Genomic DNA, 21491 nt, shown 5'->3' on the forward strand with positions numbered 1-21491 from the left:
TTTTCCGCACCAGCCATACGTACCAAGGAGTGTCCATGTCCGGAAACAGAGCAGTCGCCTACAAGGAACCCGGTGTCGTCGAAATCATCAACACTGACTACCCGACGTTCGAACTCAAGGACGGTCCGGGCGTCAACCCGGCCAACGTGGGTCGAAAAGTGCCGCACGGAGCAATCCTCCGTACTGTGACCACCAACATTTGCGGTTCAGACCAGCACATGGTCCGGGGCCGCACCACAGCACCACAGGACCTGGTCCTCGGCCACGAAATCACCGGCGAAGTGGTGGAGGTGGGACCCGACGTCGAGTTCATCAAGGTAGGCGACATCGTCTCGGTGCCGTTCAACATCTCCTGTGGCCGCTGCCGGAACTGCAAGGACCAGAAGACCGGCATTTGCCTCAACGTCAACCCCGACCGTCCCGGCAGCGCTTACGGCTACGTGGACATGGGTGGCTGGGTAGGTGGACAGGCTGAGTACGTCCTGGTCCCCTACGCTGACTGGAACCTGCTGCGCTTCCCGGACCGCGATCAGGCCCTGGAAAAGATCTTGGACCTGACCATGCTCTCGGACATTTTCCCCACCGGATTCCACGGTGCTGTTACCGCCGGCGTCGGGGTCGGTTCCACGGTCTACGTAGCCGGCGCTGGTCCTGTAGGTATTGCTGCCGCCGTCGGCGCCCAGTTGCTTGGCGCCGCCGTCGTGATTGTGGGCGACATGAACGAAGACCGACTGGCGCAGGCGCGCTCGTTCGGTTGCGAAACCGTCAACGTCTCCAAGGGAGACCCGAAGGACCAGATTGAACAAATCCTCGGCGTTCCGGAAGTTGATTCGGGCATCGACGCTGTGGGCTTCGAGGCACGCGGACACGGAAAGGACGCTTCGCACGAGGCGCCGGCCACCGTGTTGAACTCCCTCATGGACATTACGGCCGCCGGCGGTTCCTTGGGCATCCCGGGACTCTACGTCACCGGCGATCCGGGCGGAATCGATGAGGCCGCCAAGCACGGTTCCCTCTCCCTGTCCTTGGGCACCGGCTGGGCCAAGTCCCTGTCCTTCACCACCGGCCAGTGCCCCGTCATGAAGTACAACCGTCAACTGATGATGGCCATCCTTCATGACAAGGTCCAGATCGCCAAGGCAGTCAATGCCAAGGCCATACCGCTCGAAGACGCTCCGCGCGGCTACGCCGAATTCGACGCCGGGGCGGCAACAAAGTTCGTACTGAACCCCAACGGCTACGTGAAGGCTTAGTACGCACCAAGCAGATACCGGGGACTGCGCGGCAATTACGGGAAGGCCGTGCAGTCCCCGGTACCTGCGCCACACCAGCAGCACCACCTCAGGAAGCGGACATCCATGCTTGCCCAAGAAATCGCCGCCAGCGCACCCCTCTTCCGGAAGCATGCACCCACCTGGGCCGAAGCACGGCAGCTTGCCTACCGCTGTGCTGCCCCGCTCCCGCCTGTGCATGTCACTCTCACTGAAGCGATCGGATGCACGCTGGCAGGCCCGGTCACCGCGCACCAGGACCTACCGCACTATGCGTCCTCAGCCATGGACGGCTGGGCCATCAACGGCAGCGGCCCGTGGACCCTCACCACGTCAGGGCGCCCGCTCGCCGGCGGTGAAGCCAGCGTTATCGCTACCGGCGGACTCGTCCCCACCGGCGCCACAGCAGTTCTGCGCAAGGAAAGCGGCCACATTACCGAGTCAGCATCAGGTACCCGACGCCTCATGCTGACGCCGGAGGCAAAGCCCAGCGAAGCACTCGCGGGCAGACACATACGCCCGGCAGGGGAAGAAGCCTCAACGGGTGAAGTCCTCATACCTGCCGGCACGCTCCTCAACCCGGCACACATTGCCCTCGCCGCCGTGGCAGGCCACGACCAACTTCAGGTACAACGCAAGCCGAGGGTCGCCGTCGTACTGACCGGCTCGGAGGTGGTGACCTCAGGTGAGCCTGCACCAGGACAGGTCCGCGACGCGTTCGGCCCACAGCTGGCTGCCGTCATCTCGCAATTGGGCGGGGACCCGGGTGGCCAGCTCAGGATTGGCGATTCGTACGAAGAGTGGCTGGCAGCACTGGCCGGCGCCCATGAGGCCCAGAGGCCCGACGTGACCATTACCACCGGCGGAACCGGGAAATCCGGGACCGACCACTTCCGTGATGCCGTTGCGGCACTCGGTGGGCGGCTCCTCCTGGACGGGATTGCCATGCGACCAGGGCATCCGGCAGTGTTGGCGGAACTTCCTGATGGCCGATTCGTCGTTGGGCTGCCCGGAAATCCGCTGGCCGCATTGATGGCACTCATGACCCTTGGCGAACCCCTTTTAGCCGCCCTGGGAAACCGTTGTTTTCAACCGACCGCGCACGTAGTCTCCGGGGCCGACATCGATCCGGACCCAGGACGGACACGGCTCATACCCTGCACCTTTATCCACGACCTCGCGTTCCCTTCGTCCCACACGGGTCCAGGGATGATGCGTGGGCTTGCCTGGGCAGACGGATACATGGCCGTTCCTCCTGAAGGAGTGGCAGCCGGCGCGCCGGTTCCCGTCCTGCCGCTGCCGTGGACAGCGTCCATCAGTTCCGCGAGTCCCCCGGGTGTGAAAGGGTCCGTGCAAAACTCCGTCTAGGATGAGGAAAGACGAGGGTGCAGGCCGGACAGTGCTACCAGCCCAGGGCGGCCTGCCTGGACAATGACACGAGGCACCATGGCCGCACGCAACAACCCGGACTTCGACAAGGACGCAGACGCCCAGGGCGGAGGCGTCCAGTCAGTCGACCGCGCGCTCCAAATCCTCGAAATCCTCGCCCGGGAAGGCGATGCCGGGGTGAGCGAGATCGCTGAGGAGATGGGCATCCACAAATCCACTGTGTCCCGGCTGGTTGGGTCCCTGGTTAACCGTGAACTCGTCCGGCAAAACAGTGAGCGGGGCAAGTATCAATTGGGCTTTGGGATCCTCCGCCTGGCGTCTTCCATCCCCGGCAGGCTGAGTGTGGTGCATGAGGCGCGGCAAGTCCTGGAGGCGCTGGCGACCGAATACAAGGAAACCGTCAACCTGGCCGTGCTGAGGTCAAACTATGCCGTCAACGTGGACCAGGCGATGGGACCCTCAACGCTGGCCACCTACGACTGGGTGGGCAGCCTGACGCCCCTGCATGCCACGTCCAGCGGAAAGGTTCTCCTGGCCGCGCTGACGGCCGACGAAAGAAGCCAGGTCTTCAAGGCAGTGGGCCTGCCCGCGCGAACGCCACGCACCGTGACAAACCGCGGGGAGCTGGAAAAGCAGTTGCTGGACGTCGCCCGCAACGGATACGCCACAGTCCACGAAGAGTTCGAAATCGGCCTCACCGCCGTCGCCGTACCCGTCTTCAACCATGAAGGAAGCGTCATTGCCGCCGTGAGTATCTCCGGCCCGGCGTTCCGCTTTTCCCCCGAGGACCAGCCAGGGCTCATCGACGGCCTCCGCGAGGCCGGGCTGACCATCAGCGCCCGAATGGGCTACAGACACCGGTAGGCCCGCTCCTCGAGTGCCCGCTCCTCGAATGAGCGAGCGGCAACGGGCACTGTTGCAATAATGGCGCCGTCCGACGTAACATTCCGGCCGCGCGCCGGGTGGATGGTCCTGGTCCTTGCGTCAAAAGTTGCTGCTCCTGCGCCCGGAATCCATTCGACGTCGAGTCCGTGACCTTCTGATTCGAGAATGTCGTCGTCGGCCCACAGACCTCCCAGCGAAGCTCCCATGACCGCTGGCACCGCCGCTGGGGACTCATCCGACAACGCTTCCTACGCAACAGTAGGCATTATGCGCAACACGTGGAACCCGGCCCACTCGCAATGTCAAGGTGTCTGCAAACATCCGAAAGTCCTTGACTTTGCGTGTGACGGGGAGCACTCTGTTGCTTAGCGCGAATGTTGTTGATTCATGCGGAACGCCCTTCAGGCTCACTGAGCCCAGCACAACCAGCCCGTCCCACCCCCAAAGAGGTGCACCGCATCATCATGGTCATCGAATCGGAAGAAGCCCCCAACCTTCCCGCCGGTCTCACACCCCAGGGCCATGCATAAACGCCAGCCCATGACTCGCCGAGCAAAGGACCCGCTCATGGCTATAAACAGTGAACTAAAACCCTTAACACCCGGGGAGGTACCCGCCGACGACCGTCTGGCGGATACTCCAGCAGCTGCCCAACCCGTCCACACGGAGAACGTTGACGAAACCATCAGCGTCTCCCCCGATGAAACCAACCCGGCAGTCCTCGACGCTGAGGACGGAGGCGCCGAGCCCCTTCCCGATTCTGGAGAATACGAACAGATCCTGGAAGAGCTGCGCCACGCCAAGACCGAGCAGGCCGTTTCGGCCCGCCGGAACCGCAAACTTACCCTCGACAAAGTCACCTTCGGGATCACGGGCGCCATCGCCGTCGCCTTCGTGGTCTGGGGCTTCGTCGGACGGGACAGCCTCTCCGAAACCTCCAAAGGCGCCCTGAACTGGGTCATGGAGTACACCGGCTGGCTATTCATGGTCCTCGCCTCATTGTTCGTCGTCTTCGTCCTGTGGCTGGCTCTCGGCAAATTCGGGAACATACCGCTGGGCAAAGACGGCGAGAAGCCTGAATTCCGCACCATCTCCTGGGTGGCCATGATGTTCGCCGCCGGCATGGGCATCGGGCTCATGTTCTACGGCGTGGCCGAACCGCTGTACCACTACATCTCGCCGCCGCCAGGCACCGTGGACGGCCGCACCCCTGCTGCCATCCAGACGGCCATGGCCACATCGATCTTCCACTGGACCCTCCACCCCTGGGCAATGTACGCCGTGGTTGGCATCGCCATGGCCTACGGCACATACCGCCTGGGCCGCAAGCAGCTGGTCTCCGCGGCATTCACTTCGCTGTTCGGGATCAGAATGGTTGAAGGGCCCATCGGGAAGTTCATCAACATCCTGGCCATCTTCGCCACACTCTTCGGGACCGCTGCTTCCTTGGGCCTTGGCGCCCTGCAGATCGGCAGTGGCATGACGTCCAACGGCTGGGTCGGCGAAATCGGCACACCAGTGCTGGTGGTCATCGTGGCCATCCTGACCTTCTGCTTCGTGGCATCAGCGGTCTCCGGCATCAGCCGGGGCATCCAGTGGCTTTCCAACATCAACATGGTCTTGGCGGTGGTTTTGGCGGTCATCGTCTTTGTTGCCGGCCCCACCCTTTTCATCCTCAACCTGATCCCCTCAGCAATCGGCGACTATGCCCGCGACCTGGCGGAAATGTCGTCCCGGACCGAAGCCGTGGGCGACGACGCATTGCGCAGCTGGATGACCAGTTGGACCATCTTCTACTGGGCTTGGTGGATCTCCTGGACGCCGTTCGTGGGTATGTTCATCGCACGCATCAGCCGTGGCCGCACCATCCGCCAATTCGTCACCGGCGTACTGCTGGTGCCCAGCGTGGTCAGTGTGATCTGGTTCGGCATCTTCGGCGGAGCCGCCTTCCACGTCCAGCAAGAAGCCGACAAAGCCGGCACACCGGGACTCGTGACCATGACCAACGGGGTGCCATCCGTCAATTTCGATGGCGCGCTCTTTGATCTGGTCAAGAATCTGGGCATGCCCGGCTGGCTCACGGTGGGCGTCATCGTGCTGGCCATGGTCCTGGTGGCTATCTTCTTCATCACCGGCGCTGATGCAGCCTCCATTGTTATGGGTTCGCTCAGCTCCAATGGAGCTGAGCACCCGCGGCGTGGCGTGGTCATCTTCTGGGGAAGCCTCACGGGTGCCGTAGCGGCCGTCATGCTCCTGGCTGGTGGTGACGAACCATCGGAGGCTTTGGCCGGGTTGCAAAGAGTCACCATTGTTGCGGCGCTGCCGTTCGTGATCGTCATGTTGCTGCTCTGTTTCGCTCTGGCAAAAGACCTACGACGCGATCCCCTGTCGCTGCATAAACGCCTGGCTACTTCGGTGGTGGAACGTGCCATTCGGACGGGCGTGGAGCAACACCGCGGCGTGCAGTTCGACCTCGTTACCAAGCACGAGTGCGCTGAAAAATGCCCGGACGCCGACTGTCCCGGCGGTACGCCCACCGGCAGCATCCCGGTGGTTGGGAACCCCACACCGGAGCCCCGCGAAAAGTAATCCAGCCTTTGGCTGACACCCATCCACACACCAGTAAGGTCCACCATGCCCAACACCTCTGACCAAGGCACCCTCCGATTCAGCAAGCAATCCGGCGAGGACGTGACCCTCACCTTGGACGCGTCCAAACCCATGACGGTCCGGCTTGAGGTTGACCGTTGCCCCTGTGGCTCGGAACATAACCGACCCGGCTCATACGTCGACAGCGATCTGGGCCAGCGCTGACCGCCCACGCCCTTCCACTACAGACAAAAGCAGGCGCCGGATTCCGGCGCCTGCTTTTGTTTGTGCTTGGTGTGGGATTAAGGCCTACTTAGGCATCAGCACCGAATCGATCAGGTAAACCGTGGCGTTGGCCGTGTGCACGCCGCCGCAGATGACGTTGGCGCCGTCAACCGTGAGGGCATCCTTGGTGCCGGCTACCGTCACTTCGCCACCCTGCACAGTTTTGTGGGTGCCGACGATCTGGTCCGGGGTCAGCTGGCCGGGGACTACGTGGTACGTGAGGATCTTGCTCAGCAGGGCATCGTCCGTCTTGAGCGTTTCAATGGTTGCGGCGTCAATCTTGGCGAAAGCGTCATCAACCGGTGCGAAGACCGTGAATTCACTGCCGTTCAAGGTGGAGACCAGGTCCACCTTCGGGTTGAGCTGGCCGGAAACTGCGGCGGTCAGCGTCTTGAGCAGCGGGTTGTTGGAAGCAGCTACGGCCACCGGATCCTGGGCCATGCCAACTACCGAGCCGGCACCGTCCGGGACCTGCGCGGCGTAACCGGCGCAACCAGGGCCTACCAGGTCACGGGCCGGGTCCATGGCGGCACTGGTCATGGCGGATGCGGACGGCGACGGTGCCGCGGACGACGGTGCCGCGGAAGAGGGAGCGGCTGACGACGATGAAGGTGTACTTGAGCCACCACAGGCTGTGAGTCCGAGAAGGGCAGCTGCAGTGAGGCCAACGAAGGCGAGGGCGGGGCGCTTGGTGGACAACATGTCATTCTCCTTGTTTTTGGAACCAGGGCGTTGGGTCCATCGGGGGTGGGCACGTGCTGCTCGACTCCGCGTTTGCTTGGCCGACTGTTTGTGCCTCACCAGCTATTCGGAGGGTGGGGCGGGGTGGATGGGTGCGGATTGAAAAAGTTTTTCAACCAAGCCATCGCGGCTTCGGCTCCGAACTGCCTACAGATATCCGGAGCCTGCATAACTCACAGCCGGCCCGGCAACGTTGGGAGACGCAATGCTGCAATTAGCACTCATCGGCCTCTTAGGCGGTTTGATCACAGGTATCTCGCCGTGCATCCTGCCTGTGCTGCCTGTCATCTTCTTATCGGGCGGCGTCCAAGGCGCACGTCAAAGAACTGGCAAAACGTCCGACGGCGGCAGCACCTCAAGCGGTCGGCGCACGGACAGCAACGTCCCGGCGAGCGCCGTCGTGAGCGGCCCCGGAGAATCCGGTTCGGTTGCAACTGATACCCGGCCGTCCGACGTCGAGGTCAAGGCCGAAGCCAGGCGGAAGCGGCAGGCCGGGTGGCGTCCGTACTTGGTGATCCTCGGCCTGGTGATCAGCTTCAGCGTGTTCACGTTGGTTGGCTCGTTCCTGCTGACCTTGGTGAACCTGCCGCAGGACCTGCTCCGCTGGATGGGGCTCGTCGTGCTGGTTCTGATTGGCCTCGGGCTGATCTTCGACCGTTTCCAGCACATCCTGGAGAAGCCGTTCTCGTGGATCCCGCAGCGCAAAGTAGGCACCGAGAACGGCGGGCTGGTGCTGGGCCTGGCGCTCGGCGTCGTCTACGTCCCCTGTGCAGGACCAGTGCTCGCGGCCATTGCCGTAGCGGGCGCCACCGGCCAGGTGGGAGCGGAGACAATCGTGCTCACACTGACCTTCGCAGTGGGCGCTGCGCTTCCGTTGCTGGTGTTCGCCCTTGCAGGCAGGCGCGTGGCAGAGCGCGTCAAGGCCTTCCGCAAGAACCAGCGCAAGATCCGCATCGCCGGCGGTGTCATGATGATCGCCCTCGCCATCGGGCTCGTTTTCAACCTCCCGCAGCTGCTCCAGAAGCTCGTCCCGGACTACACCTCCACACTGCAGGAACAGGTTCAGGACAACGAGTCCGTGAAGAAGGCACTGGATCTGGGCGGACTGGTGAACGATCAGAACCGGGACCTGGACAAGTGCAGCAACGGCGCAACTGAACTGGAGTCCTGCGGCACCGCCCCGGACATCAAAGGCATCCAGGAATGGTTTAACACTCCCGGGAACCAGGCCGTGAACCTGAAGGACCTCAAGGGCAAAGTTGTCCTGGTGGATTTCTGGGCTTACTCCTGCATCAACTGCCAGCGCTCCGTGCCGCACCTGACCGACTGGTATAGCAAGTACAAGGATTCGGGCCTGGAAGTCATCGGCATCCACTCCCCCGAGTACGCGTTCGAGAAGGAAACCCGCAACGTCATGTCCGGGGCGCAAAACTTGGGCATCACCTACCCGGTGGCCATCGACAACACGCTCTCCACCTGGACCAATTACCGCAACCGCTACTGGCCTGCGCACTACCTGATCGATTCCGAGGGCACCGTCCGGCACATCAAGTTCGGTGAAGGCGGTTACCAGACCACGGAGAAACTCATCCGGGAACTGCTGCAGCAGGCCAACCCTTCCGTGACGCTCCCCTCGCCTCTTGAAGCGTCCGACGACGGCCCAGTAGCCGGTGCCACCACTCCGGAGACGTACCTGGGCAACACCAAGAAGGTGAACTACGCGGGTACGGAACCGTACAAGGCCGGAGCTGGAACGTATACCGTTCCGTCCGCGCAGCCCGCAGACAGCTACGCGCTTGCCGGTGGATGGGACGTGGGGACGCAGTCGATCACACCTACCCGGGCTGGCTCATCCATCTCGCTGAACTACCACGCCGAGCAGGTGTACATCGTGGTCAGTGGCGAGGGAATGATCGATGTGGTCCGGGACGGCAAGACCACCCAGGTGAAGGTCTCAGGGACGCCAACGCTCTACCAAATCGTGGACGATACCGAGATCCGCGAGGGCAAGCTTGAGGTCAAGATTCCGCAAGGCATCCAGGCGTACTCGTTCACGTTCGGATAGTGCTCTGGCCTAGCGGAGGGTCCGGGCCGGTGACAGGATGGGCCGCATGGCAATCGAAGTTCGCCCCGCAACAGTGTTTGATGACGTGAAGACCATGGTTGGTCCCAAGCGCCCCGACGCCAACGTGTGCTGGTGCCTGAGCTACCGGATTCCTTCGAAACAAAATCTTGCGCTCCAGCGGGAAGAGCGGGGAAAGTTCGTCAAGAAACTGGTAGCTGAGGATCCGCCGCCCGGCGTTTTGGCGTACGACGGCGGCGAGGTAGTGGGGTGGGCGGCAGTCCACCCCCGCGCGGACACCAGTTTTGCAACGAACCGCAGGATCCCACATGTGGACGACTCGGAGGTGTGGTCGGTTTGGTGCATTCGGGTACGGCCCGGGCATCGCGGCAATGGCATCTCCCATCATCTGTTGGAGGGAGCAGTGGAGATGGCGCGCAAGTACCATGCGCCAGCCATTGAGGGCTACCCCGTGGACAACAAGGGCAGCAAAGTCGATCTCACCATGGCCTACGTCGGCACCCGCAAGCTCTTTGAGAAGGCCGGATTCACGAAGGTCGCCGAAACAACCTCGGTGCTCAACGGCTTCCCTCGGGTACTCATGCGCCTGGACCTGCGCTAACCCACCCAACTGAGTCGCATTTGTGCGCGTTTAGAGCGGTCTAAACGCGCACAAATGCGACTCAGGCGCGTCTATGAAGCTTCTATATCTCGTCAACCCCCAATTTTGCTGCCGGCGGCGGCGTTGAGGTGGCGGAAGAGGTGTCGGGCGAGGTAGCGCTTGAGGCAGCGGCGGATATCGCGATCGGTCTTGCCTTCGACGCGGCGCCTGTCGGCGTAAGCGCGGGTTTGGGGGTGGTGGACCATCCTGACCATGGCGATGATGTTCAGTGCGCGGTTGAGGCGCCTGTCACCGCCGCGGTTGAGCCGGTACCGGGTGGTGTTGCCAGAGGAGGCCGGGATGGGGTCAACTCCGGCGAGAGCGGCGAACGCAGCCTCGTCCCTGACCCGTCCGGGATGGGACCAGGCGACCAGGACGGTGGCTGCGGTGACCGGCCCGATCCCGGTCTCCTCGATCAGGGCCGAAGCGGGGCTGGCCTCGACGAGGTCGCCCGTCCGGTTCGTGTTGTCCGTGATCTCGGCGTCAGGGCGAGGATCCTCTTAGCCAGCCGCACGGCCTCGGTGCGGCTGGTCGCGGCGGCGAGGTCCTCCTCGCGCGCGCCAGCGGGAGATCTCCCCGATCTTCCCGGCGCCGAGGGGATACCGTGCGTCGATGCCGAGGTCGGCGATGCGCACGAGGGCGGTCATGGCGTTCACGGCCCTGGTCCGTTCCCGCGTGAGCTCATCCCAGGCGGTGAGGAGGATCTGGGTGCCGCCCGGGTCCCTTCATCCATCCGCGGGGTGCGCAGCTGCTCATCCTTGAGCGGGAGCACGGCTGCGGCGATTCGCCCGGCATCGATCGGGTCGGACTTGCCGATGCCGCGGCGCCCTGCCGTGCCCATCCGGTCTGCCTCGACCACCCAGTAGCCGGCAAGCCCGGTCTAGCGGGCGAGCTGAGCCCCGTAGCTGCCGATGCTCTCGATGACCCACAGGGCGCCGAGGTCTCCACTCGAAGTCTATTCATAAATTTTTGCTGCAAGCAGCATATCTGCGATAAGTTCCCAGGAAGGTACCTCGGGGAGGGGTTCACCACGATTCAAGAAGACACCATCCATATCTCGGGTCCACGCAGCCAAAGACTCCAGGAACCTATCCAGATCGGGATTCTCCCAGGATTCCGGATCTTCTTTCAGGTTGTCTCTGAGCTGGTCAATCAGGTCAGCCAACTCAAGCCGATTCATTCCGGGGAAGGTTTCCGGATCCGATGTCATTGATTGCCTCCTCGAATCACGATGGACACTCCATCGTTCTTTGTGCTGAATTTACGAGCCGTTTCTGTGGCGATTTCGCCCGACGTGGCCATACGAAATGGTATGGCCAGGTCGTCGGTGTGCCGTTGACGGTGGAGACGATCGAGTCGACCTGGTGCTGTCCTGCGGTACCGCTTGCTGCGTAGTTGTACTGTTCGGTGACAGCCAACGCCCCGGTGGCGTCAAAGCGTTTGACTTGTGAACGGTCACCGGCTGCGGTGTACGCGTAGGTTCGCGCGTACGCTGCCGGCCCTCCCAGCCCGGCAACACTGGTCGAGGCCGATGTCGGGGCGGTGGTGCAGGCCTTGGACGCCGGCGTCCACACGGCCTCCAGGCATGAGGCGTAGTCGTAGTCGTAGCGCTGATAGTCCGAGGCCACACCCGGGCGGCTGTTGAAAGCCAGTTCCCGTGCGGTGAGCTTGCCCGAGGCGCTGTAGGTGTAGGTGGTTTTACCCAGGTCCGCGATGGTGCCGCGGGTGTTGTTCGTCGTCCATTGACTGTTCACACGCCCCGCAAAAGTGGGGGACAGTCTTCTGATCAAGCTACCGAGGTGGGCAGGACAGACAGGTGCCGGCCGGACCACCCAATGGACCGACAAATCTATTTAGAGACACCGTGCGGGTCAGTTATGCGGTGAGTCATATCCACGGGGCAACGGCCTGCACCCATCCTGCCAGCCAGTCCCAGACCAGCCACTTTCAAGGCTCACAGTTGGGTCAGCCGCCCTGCAATCTGGCCGTCATCCGGTGCGCCTCCTCGAGCAGCAATTTGCCGAGGAATTCCTGCCGATCCGGCCGGAACCGGGGCTCAATCCCCGTCAAGGACAGTGCCCACGCGGGCCGCCCCTGCCGGTCAAATACAGCTGCACCCATCCCCCAGCTTCCCTCAAGGATGAGCCCTGGATTCACCGAGTAGCCTGTCAGCCGTGTCCGCTCCAGGCTGTCCCGCACCACGTCTGCGGAGTGTCCAGCAGCAAAGTCACCCGCGTGCCCATCCCAATCCCCGAGCAACAAATCCTGCTTTTCCGGAGGCAGGAAAGCCATAATCGCCGTCCCGGCAGATGCCACGCCCAACGGGAATCGCACGCCCTCGTGGAGCACAAACGATCTCACCGGGAACGAGCCCTCTTCTCGCAGCACGCAAACGGTTTCGTTGCCACGCCGGATGGAGAAGAACGCGCTCTCACCTGTCTCGGCGGCGAGCCTGCGCAGTGACGGCCGGGCAATGTCCTCCATGGGGAATCGCGCGGCAGCTACCGATCCCAAGAGGAAGATCTCGGGCCCGAGCACCCATTTTCCGGCAGTCGGGTCATGTTCCAGCAGCCCCTCCGCCGCCAAGGACGTCAGCAGCCGGTGCACCGTTGGCCTGGTCAGCCCCGATTCACGGACCAGGCCCGCCAGGGAAGTCCCCTCGGGTTTGCGTCCCACCAGCCGCAGGAGCAGCGCCACCCGGCCCACTACTTGGGCTCCCTGCACGGGGTTCGTTGCCTTCACGCGGTCCGCCAAAACTGCCTCCCGAAAGATTTCATCCACAATATGGACACCTTCCAGCGTACCGTCCACACCGTGAGTAACCAACATCGTCATCCGTTGACCACTCCTCGGAAGAAACCTAGGCTCCAACACAAAGACAACCAGTCCACAACGTGGATATGCCTGCACACGAGGCTCAACGAGGAGTTCCGAATGACCACAATGCACGCCAACGCGGCCCAAGCGCTCCATGACCTGATGGCAGACGGCCTGACGATCGCCGTCGGCGGATTTGGCTTGAGCGGCATCCCCGCTGACCTGATCGACGCCGTCCGTGATTCGGGCGCCAAGGATCTCACCATCGTCTCGAACAACATGGGCGTGGACGGCAAGGGGCTCGGCGTCCTGATCGAGGCCGGCCAGGTCCGGAAGGTCATCGCGTCGTATGTGGGCGAGAACAAACTCTTCGCCGAGCAGTACCTCGCTGGTCAACTGGAGGTCGAGTTCACCCCGCAGGGCACGCTCGCTGAGCGCCTGCGCGCCGGCGGCGCCGGAATCCCCGCCTTCTACACCCGAACCGGCGTAGGTACTTTGGTTGCCGAAGGCAAACCCCTGGAAGAGTTCGACGGCGTAACGTACGTCCGCGAGCGCGCCATCACCGCCGACGTCGCCCTGGTCCACGCGCACACCGCCGACACGGACGGCAACCTGATCTACCGCTATACCGCGCGGAACTTCAACCCAGTGGTGGCGACCGCCGGCGCAGTGACCATTGCCGAGGCCGAGGTCATTGTGGAGCCGGGCGAGTTGGATCCCAACCACATCGTCACCCCGGGCGTCTACGTCCAACGACTGGTCAAAGCGAGTAGCCGGGTCAAGGACATCGAACAGCGAACGGTCCGGCCGCGTCTTCAAGAGCAAAAGGCTCAGGACCACGGCGCCGAAGCATTCGCCGTCTAACGCGCATCACGAAAAAAGGAGCACACCTCATGGCATGGACACGTGACCAAATGGCCGCCATCGCGGCCGAAGAATTGAACGACGGCGATTACGTCAACCTCGGCATCGGCATCCCCACCCTCGTGGCCAATAACCTGCCCGACGGCGTGCGGGTGGTCCTTCAGAGCGAGAACGGCCTGCTCGGAATGGGCCCGTTCCCGTATGAGGGCGAGGAAGACGCCGACCTCATTAACGCCGGCAAGCAGACCGTCACCATCACCCCCGGCGGAAGCATTTTCGACTCCGCCACCTCCTTCGGCATGATTCGCGGCGGCCACGTGAAAGTGGCCATCCTGGGCGCCATGCAGGTGTCCGGCAGCGGCGACCTCGCCAATTGGACCATCCCCGGCAAGATGGTCAAAGGCATGGGCGGGGCCATGGACCTCGTTGCGGGTACACCGCGCGTCGTTGTCCTCACCGAACACAATGCAAAGGACGGCTCGGCCAAGATCGTCACCGACTGCACGCTGCCGTTGACGGGGCTCAAGTGCGTTGACCGGATCATCACCGATCTGGCGGTCTTCGACATTGCACCGGTCCCCGAAAATCACGACGGCGGCACTCGCCTCCAGCTGACGCGCCTCGCCCCGGGCGTCACGGTGGACGAGATCCGCAGCGCGACGGACGCAGAGTTCACCGTGGCACTCGAGTCCGAAGAACACACCCTCGAAGGAGCAAACGCATGAGCCTGAAAGCCCAGTTTGGCAAGGACATCCTGCTCACAGGATGGGGCCACACCAAGTTCGGCAAGTTGACGGATGACACCCTGGAATCGTTGATCGTGCAGGTAGCAGGGGAGGCAATCAGCAACTCCGGCTTGGACCCCAAGGACATCGACGAGATCTACCTCGGCCAGTTCAACTCGGGCATGCAGCCGCTGGGCTTCACGTCCTCCTTGGCGCTCCAACTGTCAGCGGAATTGGCCAACGTCCCGGCCACGCGCACGGAGAACGCGTGCGCTTCCGGATCTGCCGCATTCCAGCAGGGCGTCAAGGCGGTGCTCGCCGGAACCGCCCGCAACGTCCTGGTGATCGGCGCTGAGAAGATGACCGATGCCGGTGCCGATGTCGTGGGCGCAGCACTGCTTGGGGCTTCGTACGAGATGGCAGGCAAGGCGTCCTCCACCGGATTCACCGGCCTGTTTGCCGAGGTTGCCAAGCACTACGGGAAGCGCTACGGCACGGGCATCGATCCGGCGAACTACCCCGGCGGCCTCGGCGATGTGCTGGGTTCCATCGCGGCCAAGAACCATCGCAACGGCATGGACAACCCCTACGCCCAGATGCACAGGGACTTCGGCGAGGAGTTCTGCCGGACCATCTCCGATAAGAACCCCATGGTGGCCGAACCCCTGCGCCGCACGGACTGTTCGCCGGTCTCGGACGGTGCGGCCGCCGTCGTGATTTCAACGTCGGCTACTGGCGGCGCAACAGCACCTGTGCGCTTGGCCGGCTTCGGCCACGCCAACGACTTCTTCCCGGCAGAGAAGCGCGACCCCACCGAGTTCGCCGCTACCCGCGCCTCGTGGGAGCGGGCGCTGGGCATGGCGGGCGTTGGCCTTGAGGGCTTGGACTTCGCCGAGGTCCACGACTGCTTCACCATCGCGGAACTGATCATGTACGAGGCCATGGGGCTCGCGCCCCGCGGCGAGGGCTCGAGGGCCATCCAGGAAGGGTGGGTCTTTAAGGACGGCAAGTTGCCCGTCAACGTGTCCGGCGGATTGAAGGCCAAGGGCCACCCCGTCGGCGCCACCGGCGTGTCCCAGCACGTCATCGCGGCAATGCAACTCACGGGCACAGCCGGCGACATGCAGTTGCCCAACGCCCGCCGCGGCGCAGTCCAGAACATGGGCGGAGTGGGCATCGCGAATTACGTGAGCGTGCTGGAAGCGGTGTAGCCCCCCAAGTAGGTAGCAGCAGAGCGCGTTTTGAGACCCCAAAACGCGCTCTACTGCTACTCAGACGGGTCAGTGGGACCGGATCAGCTCGGCGATCTCCGTGAACCCAAGCCGCTCAGCATTTTGCAGGGCAGTTCGGCCTTGGGGGTCGCGGATGTCCGGGTCAGCTCCGGCCGCGAGGAGTTGCCTGACCACGTCCTGCTGATGGGGACCCCCGTTGTTAAGCAGGATGGCTTCCTGCATGGCAGTCCATCCCAGGTTGTTGACGTGGTTCACGGGCACGCCCGCGGCGATGAGGATACGCACGGTATCGGTGTGGCCATGCTCGCTCGCCGGGATCAGGGCCGTGCCGCCATACCGGTTGATGCTGCGCACGTCCGCGCCCGCAGCCAAGGTCAGCTCAAGTACCTCATTGAAGCCCTCTGCCCCGGCGTACAGGAACGCGGAGTCCTGGATGTCGTCCTTGGCGTTGACGTTCCCGCCCGCGGCGATGAGCTCGCGGACCCGCACGGGATGGTTGGCTTTCGCGGCGAGGATCAGGAGCCGGTCCGTTTCCCTTTGGGCCTCCGGTGACAGTTTGGGTGGCGAGGCAACGGACGACGCCGGGCCGGCGCTCGCGCTCGACGGCGAGGCCGAGGCTGGGGCTGGCTGAGCCGGCGAGAGGCTGGAGGGCGACGCGACCGCCGTCGTGCTTGAGTCAGCTGCGCCGGACGGCGGGGGCGACGACGGCAGGGGCGACGACGACGCGCAGCCAGCCAGAAGCCCTGCGGCCAGTAAACCCGCACCCACCACCGGAGTTTTCGTACAGACAGCACCCCTAAGACGCGCCCACAAGGACAGCTGTACAAAAACTCCAGCGCGGGGATTCATGAGTCGAGGCTACTTCGCTGCGCCGGAAAGGATGTCAGCACCGGCTGTAGCGCAGGCTTCGTCCAGGGCGCCGTCGGGAGCGCCGCCCACGCCAATGCCAGCCACCGAAACGCCGTTGACCTTAAGCGGAACGCCGCCGGACAGGAAGAGCGTGCCCGGGAGATCGGCAATGGACGGCCCGTTGCCGTTGATGCGCTTGGCGAGCTCGCTGGTGGGAGCACCGAAGGCAGCCGCGGTGTAGGCCTTCTGCTTGGCGGCTTCGATGGTGTGCTCTGCAGCGTTGTCACCGCGGAGGAGAGCCTGGACGGTGCCGAAACGGTCCACCACGGCAACGGTCACGAACGGCAGTTTGTCGGCCTGGCATTTGGCAAGCGCAGCGTTCACTGCCTTGCTCGAAGCACCCACGGAGATACGGTTCTGAGCCACGACGTTCTCCGGCGAGGACTGGACCTCGGTGGCAACGGCGGCTGTGGCGGGAGCGGTCTCGGGTACCACGGCGTTGGCCACAGCGGTGATTCCGCCGGTGAGCAACAGCGCTCCGGCAGCAGCTGCGGCGATCATCTTGTTGGACTTCTTCATGGAGTTCTCCTGGTAGTAAGCATCGGGTACATCTCCATGCTTCCGTTTCCGGCCACGCTGCCACATCGGCCCGAAGCAGGCCGCGGTCTCATACCTTCCGCCAGCCGTATCAGCCAAAAGGTGGAGAGACCAATAACGGCGTGGGATCTAGCATGGAAAGAGCGTCTTCAACGAAACGGGAACCACCCATGCCAACAGCCCTCCAACGGCCAGACCAACTTCACCGAATCGACGGCCGGATCGACGCCGTGGTGCACCTGGGCTTCGCCGTATTGATGGTTGCCTCGGCAGTCCGCTACGTCATGCGCCACTCCCCCGCCGACAACCTTTGGACCGTGGCATTGGCCGGCGCGGTCTGCGCGCTGTACGCCATCACGGCTGTGCTTGCGCCGAGACGACAACCGGGACAGCGTCGCCAACTGTGGATGTCCTGGATGTTCGCGTTGCTGGCAGCCTGGGCCGCGCTGGTTGTCGTAGCACCGAGCTTCGCCTGGTGCTCCTTTGCCATCTTCTTCCTCACCCGCGCTGCGTTACGTGGCTGGCCCGCCTATCTGGCGGGCGGCGCGACGGCGGCGGCCACCGCCGTCGGGCTCTTCCGCATGAGCGACTGGACCGATGTGGCCATGTTGTTGGGACCGCTCGCCGCGGGCGCACTGCTGACGCTGATTTACGACAAGATCGAGCGGGACGCCGCGCTGCAGCGCAGATTGTTCGACGACGTCTCGAGAACCCAGGAACGGCTCGCTGCGAGTGAGCGCGCCGCCGGAATCGCCACGGAACGCGAGCGGGTATCACGCGAAATCCACGACACAGTGACCCAAGGGCTCGCCAGCAGCCTGCTGATGCTCGAAGCCGCACAGCGTTCCTGGCCCGATCCCACAGCTCACGCTGACGTGCAGAAAGCTACCGAACTGTTGCGCCGGAACCTCGCCGATACCCGGAGCCTGGTCCACGAACTCTCCGCCCCCGGCCTCGAAACCGGGCCGCTCCCGGATGCCCTGGAGCACGCCGCACGGCAGTATGTGGAGAACATTCACGTGCAGGTCACCGGCGACCCGCGACCCGTCTCGGCCGAGGTACGGCACGCGCTGCTGCGCGTAACGCAGAGCGCAGCAGCCAACATCCAGCTCCACGCCCGCGCCGGTCAAGCGAGCGTGACGCTTGGCTACCTTCCGAACGCGGTCACCTTGGACGTGTTCGACGACGGTCGCGGCTTTGATCCCGGAACGGTACCTCCGCCGTCGGAAACCGGAGGATACGGGTTGCGGGCCATGCGTCAGCGCGTTGAGCAGTTGGGCGGAGAGTTGTCGGTGGAGAGCTCCCCGGGAGAAGGGACCATCATCGCGGCTCAGTTTCCGCTGCCGGTGACCGCCGCGGCAGCCGCTGTTGCACCTCTTCCACCTGTTGCCCCTGACAACGCGGCCACGCCCGAAACCACAACGAAGGAGACCCTGTGACCACCATTTCCGTGCTCCTCGTGGACGACCATACAGTGGTCCGGAGCGGGCTCAAGGCGCTCCTTGGCACCCAAGCAGACATCGCCGTCGTCGGCGAAGCCTCATCGGGTGAGGAAGCCTTGGACGCCGCCGAACAGCATGCACCCGCGGTGATCCTGATGGATTTGGCCATGGGCGCCGGTATGGATGGGATCGAGGCCACCAAGCAGCTCCGGCAGCGCCATCCGAAGCAGGCCATCATTGTGTTCACCACGTACGATTCCGATGCCGACATTGTCCGGGCGGTCGACGCCGGCGCCATGGGCTACCTGCTCAAGGACGCTGCGCCGGAGGAGATTTTCGCGGCGGTCCGGGGCGCAGTCCAGGGCAAAAGCGTGATGAGTGCACCTGTGGCTTCGAGGCTCTTCCAGCAGCTCAGGAACCCGGACGAGATCCTTACTCCGCGGGAGGCAGAGCTGCTGAGCCTCCTGACCGAGGGCCTGAGCAACCGCGACTTGGGAAAACGCCTTTTCATCTCCGAAGCCACGGTCAAAACACACCTGGCCCATATCTACGCCAAGCTCGGCGTCGAGACCCGGGCAGCAGCGATCGCCACCGCCATCCGTCGCGAGGGGATGCGGTAGCAACTGTCCATGCGGCGGCAGGCGATTCCGGACCCAATGCCTATATCTCCGGCAATCGCCTTCATCTAAACTGACCCTATGTCCGACACAACAGGGCGCAAGTTGTTCAAGCATTCCGGAACGGCACTTCTGTTCCGGGGTTGCCTCGCGATTCTCTTCGGCCTGTTGGTGGCTTCCCTGCCCGTGGCCACGGTATTCGCCCTGGTGTACGTGTTCGGGATCTTCGTCATTACCGACGGCCTCACCAACGTTGCGCACTACTTCTACGATCCCTCCCGCCATTCCCGCTGGACCATGGTTGGCGGCTTCATCTCCATTGCGGCCGGCCTGGTAGCCGTCGCTTGGCCCGGCATCACAGCATCGGCACTTGGTGTACTGGTTGGACTGTGGGCCTTGGTCCTCGGGGTCTCGCAGATCATTCTGGCCTTGGCCGCGCGGAGCAACATCAGGGCGTGGGGACTCTGGCTGCTGACGGGGCTTGTCACTGCCGCATTTGGGCTGTTCGTCCTGGTGAATCCGGGTGTGGGCTTCCTCGGTTTGGTGGGTTTGCTGGCAGCGTTTGCCGTGGTGGCGGGGGTGCTCCTGATCATGTCCGGCATTCAGCTCCGCAGGGCCGCGTCGTCGCCCATGATGCTGGCCCACTAGCCCTGACAGAGCAATCCGGCCAGTCATTCGGCGTTCAAGGGATGCGCTCGGCGCCAAGTTCGGTAAGTTAGTGGCTGTGAAGATAGCTACCTGGAATGTGAACTCCCTCCGTGCCCGTGCCGACCGTGTTGAGGCGTGGCTCGAGCGCAGCGACTGCGATGTCCTGGCCATCCAGGAGACCAAGTGCAAGGACGACAACTTCCCGTGGGAGCTCTTTGAACGCATGGGCTACGAGGTCGCCCACTTCGGCCTGAGCCAATGGAACGGCGTCGCCATCGCCTCCCGCGTGGGACTTGAAGACGTCGAGCGGACCTTCGTGGATCAGCCTTCCTTCGGCAAAGCCGGCAAGGACCCCGTGCAGGAAGCCCGCGCCATCGGCGCCACCTGTGGTGGCGTGCGGATCTGGAGCCTTTACGTCCCCAACGGCCGCTCCCTGGATGACGAGCACATGCCGTACAAGATCAAGTGGCTCGAAGCCCTTCGCGGCCACGCCGCCGGCTGGATCGAGGCCGATCCCAAAGCGCAGGTGGCGCTCATGGGCGACTGGAACATTGCGCCGTTCGACGACGACGTCTGGGACATCGACTTCTTCCGCGCCAACGCCATGACCCACGTCAGCGAACCCGAGCGCGAGGCCTTCCACGCGTTCGAAGCTGCAGGATTCGCAGATGTCGTCCGCCCGCACACCCCCGGCCCCGGCGTCTACACCTACTGGGACTACACGCAACTGCGCTTCCCCAAGAAGGAAGGCATGCGGATCGACTTCTGCCTGGCCTCCCCGGCCCTCGCTGCCCGGGTCACCGGCGCCTCGATCAACCGCGAGGAACGCAAGGGCAAGGGTGCCTCAGACCACGCTCCCGTGATCGTAGAACTCGCAGATTAGTAACCCGCTCGACGACGAAAGGGACCGGCTGACAATGACTGGAAACCTGTACCGGGGCCAGGCAGGGCTGCCGTTCTCTTCGTCGCTGCGCATTTACGAGCCCCTTGAGGCTTTTCCCGCCGAGCAGCAACGCCAACTTGTGGCGGACAGCGGCAGGATCGGTTCCCGGGCCGCCGTCGAAAATGCCGAACTGCAGGCCTCCTTGGGCCGCATTACCCGCTCGGGCGGCGACCCGTTCCCCACGGGGCGCACGGACCTGGTCCGGATGACGCGCGTACCCACCGGGCGGCACACTGCCGCGTCTGACAAGGAAGATCACGACGCCGGACGGCTGCTTTACTGCCCCAGCCAACTGGTGATTCGGGCTGGCTTGGCGGCCAACGCGCTCATGGACGGCGTGCACAGCCCGCTTGCCGACCTGCTCATTCCGGTCTCCCAACGCGACAAGCACCAAGTCCGGATCGACCGCATCAACGCCGGTGAAGACGCCAAACGGGTACACACGCGCGCGTCCACGTGGGGTATCCCGTTCAGCTGGTTCTCCCTGTTCCAGGAATCGGACCGAAAAGATGTGGTGGAGTCCGACGGGCATATCCTCACCGTCCGAGTGTGGACGCCGCTGACGGATGCGTTGGACCGGGCACGGTTCGCCGTGGCCAACCTGGCCTTGGCAGCACCGGATCTGGACATGCTCGACGACCTGACGCAGCTCACCGAGTGGCTGGAGCTGTTCCACGTCCAGTCGATGGTAGAGCTCGATTATGGGGCCGTGGCGGACAAGGTCTACCCGGACGAGTCACCCATGGACGTGCGGTTGGGCATCGAATGCCTGGCAGAAGGCGATATGACCGGGGCTGCGGCAGCCTACCGCCGCTTGGCCTCGCGTTGGATTCCCATCAGGCAGCTGGCACGAGCCAGTTGAGCGCTAACACTC

23 protein-coding genes are annotated in these 21491 nt (G+C 63.7%); 15 read left to right on the forward strand and 8 right to left on the reverse strand.

Translation table 11 applies throughout. From position 1 onward, the window contains the following. The first annotated feature begins 35 nt into the window (after positions 1-35). The 3 genes from fdhA (at position 36) to ACIQC5_RS08760 (ending at position 3524) form a co-directional block, all read left to right on the forward strand. Positions 36-1253 carry a formaldehyde dehydrogenase, glutathione-independent gene (fdhA, locus tag ACIQC5_RS08750; protein ID WP_400280547.1) on the forward strand — a complete coding sequence of 406 codons (1218 nt, stop codon included), beginning with the start codon at positions 36-38 and terminating at the stop codon, positions 1251-1253. A 105-nt stretch (positions 1254-1358) separates the two neighbouring features. Continuing rightward, a complete protein-coding gene (locus tag ACIQC5_RS08755) occupies positions 1359-2639 on the forward strand; it encodes a molybdopterin molybdotransferase MoeA (protein WP_400280549.1) in 1281 nt (426 codons plus the stop codon). A gap of 78 nt (positions 2640-2717) precedes the next feature. Next, positions 2718-3524, forward strand: coding sequence for an IclR family transcriptional regulator (locus ACIQC5_RS08760; protein ID WP_400280551.1), 807 nt, complete (start codon positions 2718-2720; stop codon positions 3522-3524). On the opposite strand, the gene ACIQC5_RS08765 is transcribed toward ACIQC5_RS08760, so the two are convergent. Then, on the reverse strand, positions 3509-3787 hold the full coding sequence (locus tag ACIQC5_RS08765) for a hypothetical protein (RefSeq protein WP_400280553.1): 279 nt from the start codon (positions 3785-3787) through the stop codon (positions 3509-3511). The genes ACIQC5_RS08760 and ACIQC5_RS08765 overlap by 16 nt on opposite strands. Before the next feature lie 325 nt (positions 3788-4112). Between ACIQC5_RS08765 and ACIQC5_RS08770 the strand changes: the two genes are divergently transcribed. Then, on the forward strand, positions 4113-6134 hold the full coding sequence (locus ACIQC5_RS08770; RefSeq protein ID WP_400280555.1) for a BCCT family transporter: 2022 nt from the start codon (positions 4113-4115) through the stop codon (positions 6132-6134). Between the two features lie 45 nt (positions 6135-6179). Continuing rightward, positions 6180-6359 carry a hypothetical protein gene (locus tag ACIQC5_RS08775; protein ID WP_400280557.1) on the forward strand — a complete coding sequence of 60 codons (180 nt, stop codon included), beginning with the start codon at positions 6180-6182 and terminating at the stop codon, positions 6357-6359. Between the two features lie 84 nt (positions 6360-6443). Here the strand turns inward: ACIQC5_RS08775 and ACIQC5_RS08780 are convergent, their stop codons facing one another. Next, the gene (locus ACIQC5_RS08780; protein WP_400280559.1) at positions 6444-7121 is read right to left on the reverse strand and encodes a fasciclin domain-containing protein; all 678 of its coding nucleotides are present in this window, start codon (positions 7119-7121) and stop codon (positions 6444-6446) included. 244 nt (positions 7122-7365) lie between these two features. Between ACIQC5_RS08780 and ACIQC5_RS08785 the strand changes: the two genes are divergently transcribed. Continuing rightward, positions 7366-9225, forward strand: coding sequence for a cytochrome c biogenesis protein DipZ (locus ACIQC5_RS08785; RefSeq protein ID WP_400280561.1), 1860 nt, complete (start codon positions 7366-7368; stop codon positions 9223-9225). Positions 9226-9271: 46 nt separating this feature from the next. Then, positions 9272-9844 carry a GNAT family N-acetyltransferase gene (locus ACIQC5_RS08790; RefSeq protein WP_400280563.1) on the forward strand — a complete coding sequence of 191 codons (573 nt, stop codon included), beginning with the start codon at positions 9272-9274 and terminating at the stop codon, positions 9842-9844. A gap of 92 nt (positions 9845-9936) precedes the next feature. Here ACIQC5_RS08790 and ACIQC5_RS08795 read toward each other — a convergent pair whose 3' ends face one another. From ACIQC5_RS08795 to ACIQC5_RS08810, 4 genes are all read right to left on the reverse strand, one after another. Continuing rightward, the gene (locus ACIQC5_RS08795; protein WP_400280902.1) at positions 9937-10359 is read right to left on the reverse strand and encodes a transposase; all 423 of its coding nucleotides are present in this window, start codon (positions 10357-10359) and stop codon (positions 9937-9939) included. 479 nt (positions 10360-10838) lie between these two features. Further along, a complete protein-coding gene (locus ACIQC5_RS08800; protein ID WP_400280565.1) occupies positions 10839-11093 on the reverse strand; it encodes a hypothetical protein in 255 nt (84 codons plus the stop codon). Positions 11094-11109: 16 nt separating this feature from the next. Next, positions 11110-11637, reverse strand: a complete 528-nt coding sequence (locus ACIQC5_RS08805; protein WP_400280567.1) for a hypothetical protein — start codon at positions 11635-11637, stop codon at positions 11110-11112. Between the two features lie 211 nt (positions 11638-11848). Then, positions 11849-12718 carry an IclR family transcriptional regulator gene (locus ACIQC5_RS08810; protein WP_400280569.1) on the reverse strand — a complete coding sequence of 290 codons (870 nt, stop codon included), beginning with the start codon at positions 12716-12718 and terminating at the stop codon, positions 11849-11851. Between the two features lie 99 nt (positions 12719-12817). Between ACIQC5_RS08810 and ACIQC5_RS08815 the strand changes: the two genes are divergently transcribed. The 3 genes from ACIQC5_RS08815 to ACIQC5_RS08825 are packed head-to-tail and all read left to right on the forward strand — an operon-like array spanning position 12818 to position 15500. After that, a complete protein-coding gene (locus ACIQC5_RS08815) occupies positions 12818-13564 on the forward strand; it encodes a CoA transferase subunit A (RefSeq protein WP_400280571.1) in 747 nt (248 codons plus the stop codon). A gap of 29 nt (positions 13565-13593) precedes the next feature. Then, a complete protein-coding gene (locus tag ACIQC5_RS08820; protein ID WP_400280573.1) occupies positions 13594-14289 on the forward strand; it encodes a CoA transferase subunit B in 696 nt (231 codons plus the stop codon). Next, the gene (locus ACIQC5_RS08825) at positions 14286-15500 is read left to right on the forward strand and encodes an acetyl-CoA acetyltransferase (RefSeq protein WP_400280575.1); all 1215 of its coding nucleotides are present in this window, start codon (positions 14286-14288) and stop codon (positions 15498-15500) included. Before ACIQC5_RS08820 ends, ACIQC5_RS08825 begins: the two co-directional genes overlap by 4 nt. 69 nt (positions 15501-15569) lie before the next feature. Here ACIQC5_RS08825 and ACIQC5_RS08830 read toward each other — a convergent pair whose 3' ends face one another. Both ACIQC5_RS08830 and ACIQC5_RS08835 read right to left on the reverse strand, forming a co-directional pair. Further along, positions 15570-16292 carry an ankyrin repeat domain-containing protein gene (locus tag ACIQC5_RS08830; RefSeq protein WP_400280905.1) on the reverse strand — a complete coding sequence of 241 codons (723 nt, stop codon included), beginning with the start codon at positions 16290-16292 and terminating at the stop codon, positions 15570-15572. An 87-nt stretch (positions 16293-16379) separates the two neighbouring features. Continuing rightward, positions 16380-16949, reverse strand: a complete 570-nt coding sequence (locus ACIQC5_RS08835) for a heme-binding protein (RefSeq protein ID WP_400280577.1) — start codon at positions 16947-16949, stop codon at positions 16380-16382. A 188-nt stretch (positions 16950-17137) separates the two neighbouring features. On the opposite strand from ACIQC5_RS08835, the gene ACIQC5_RS08840 reads away from it, so the two are divergent. From ACIQC5_RS08840 to ACIQC5_RS08860, 5 genes are all read left to right on the forward strand, one after another. Next, on the forward strand, positions 17138-18406 hold the full coding sequence (locus tag ACIQC5_RS08840) for a sensor histidine kinase (protein WP_400280579.1): 1269 nt from the start codon (positions 17138-17140) through the stop codon (positions 18404-18406). Beyond that, positions 18403-19029 carry a response regulator gene (locus tag ACIQC5_RS08845; RefSeq protein ID WP_400280581.1) on the forward strand — a complete coding sequence of 209 codons (627 nt, stop codon included), beginning with the start codon at positions 18403-18405 and terminating at the stop codon, positions 19027-19029. Before ACIQC5_RS08840 ends, ACIQC5_RS08845 begins: the two co-directional genes overlap by 4 nt. 78 nt (positions 19030-19107) lie before the next feature. Beyond that, a complete protein-coding gene (locus ACIQC5_RS08850) occupies positions 19108-19674 on the forward strand; it encodes an HdeD family acid-resistance protein (protein WP_400280583.1) in 567 nt (188 codons plus the stop codon). 76 nt (positions 19675-19750) lie between these two features. Then, positions 19751-20557: an exodeoxyribonuclease III gene (locus ACIQC5_RS08855; RefSeq protein ID WP_400280585.1), complete on the forward strand. Its 807-nt coding sequence runs from the start codon at positions 19751-19753 to the stop codon at positions 20555-20557. 34 nt (positions 20558-20591) lie between these two features. Then, positions 20592-21479: a hypothetical protein gene (locus ACIQC5_RS08860; RefSeq protein ID WP_400280587.1), complete on the forward strand. Its 888-nt coding sequence runs from the start codon at positions 20592-20594 to the stop codon at positions 21477-21479. Positions 21480-21491: the final 12 nt, after the last annotated feature.

This window comes from Paenarthrobacter sp. NPDC092416 (assembly GCF_044755025.1).
Taxonomy (GTDB): domain Bacteria; phylum Actinomycetota; class Actinomycetes; order Actinomycetales; family Micrococcaceae; genus Arthrobacter.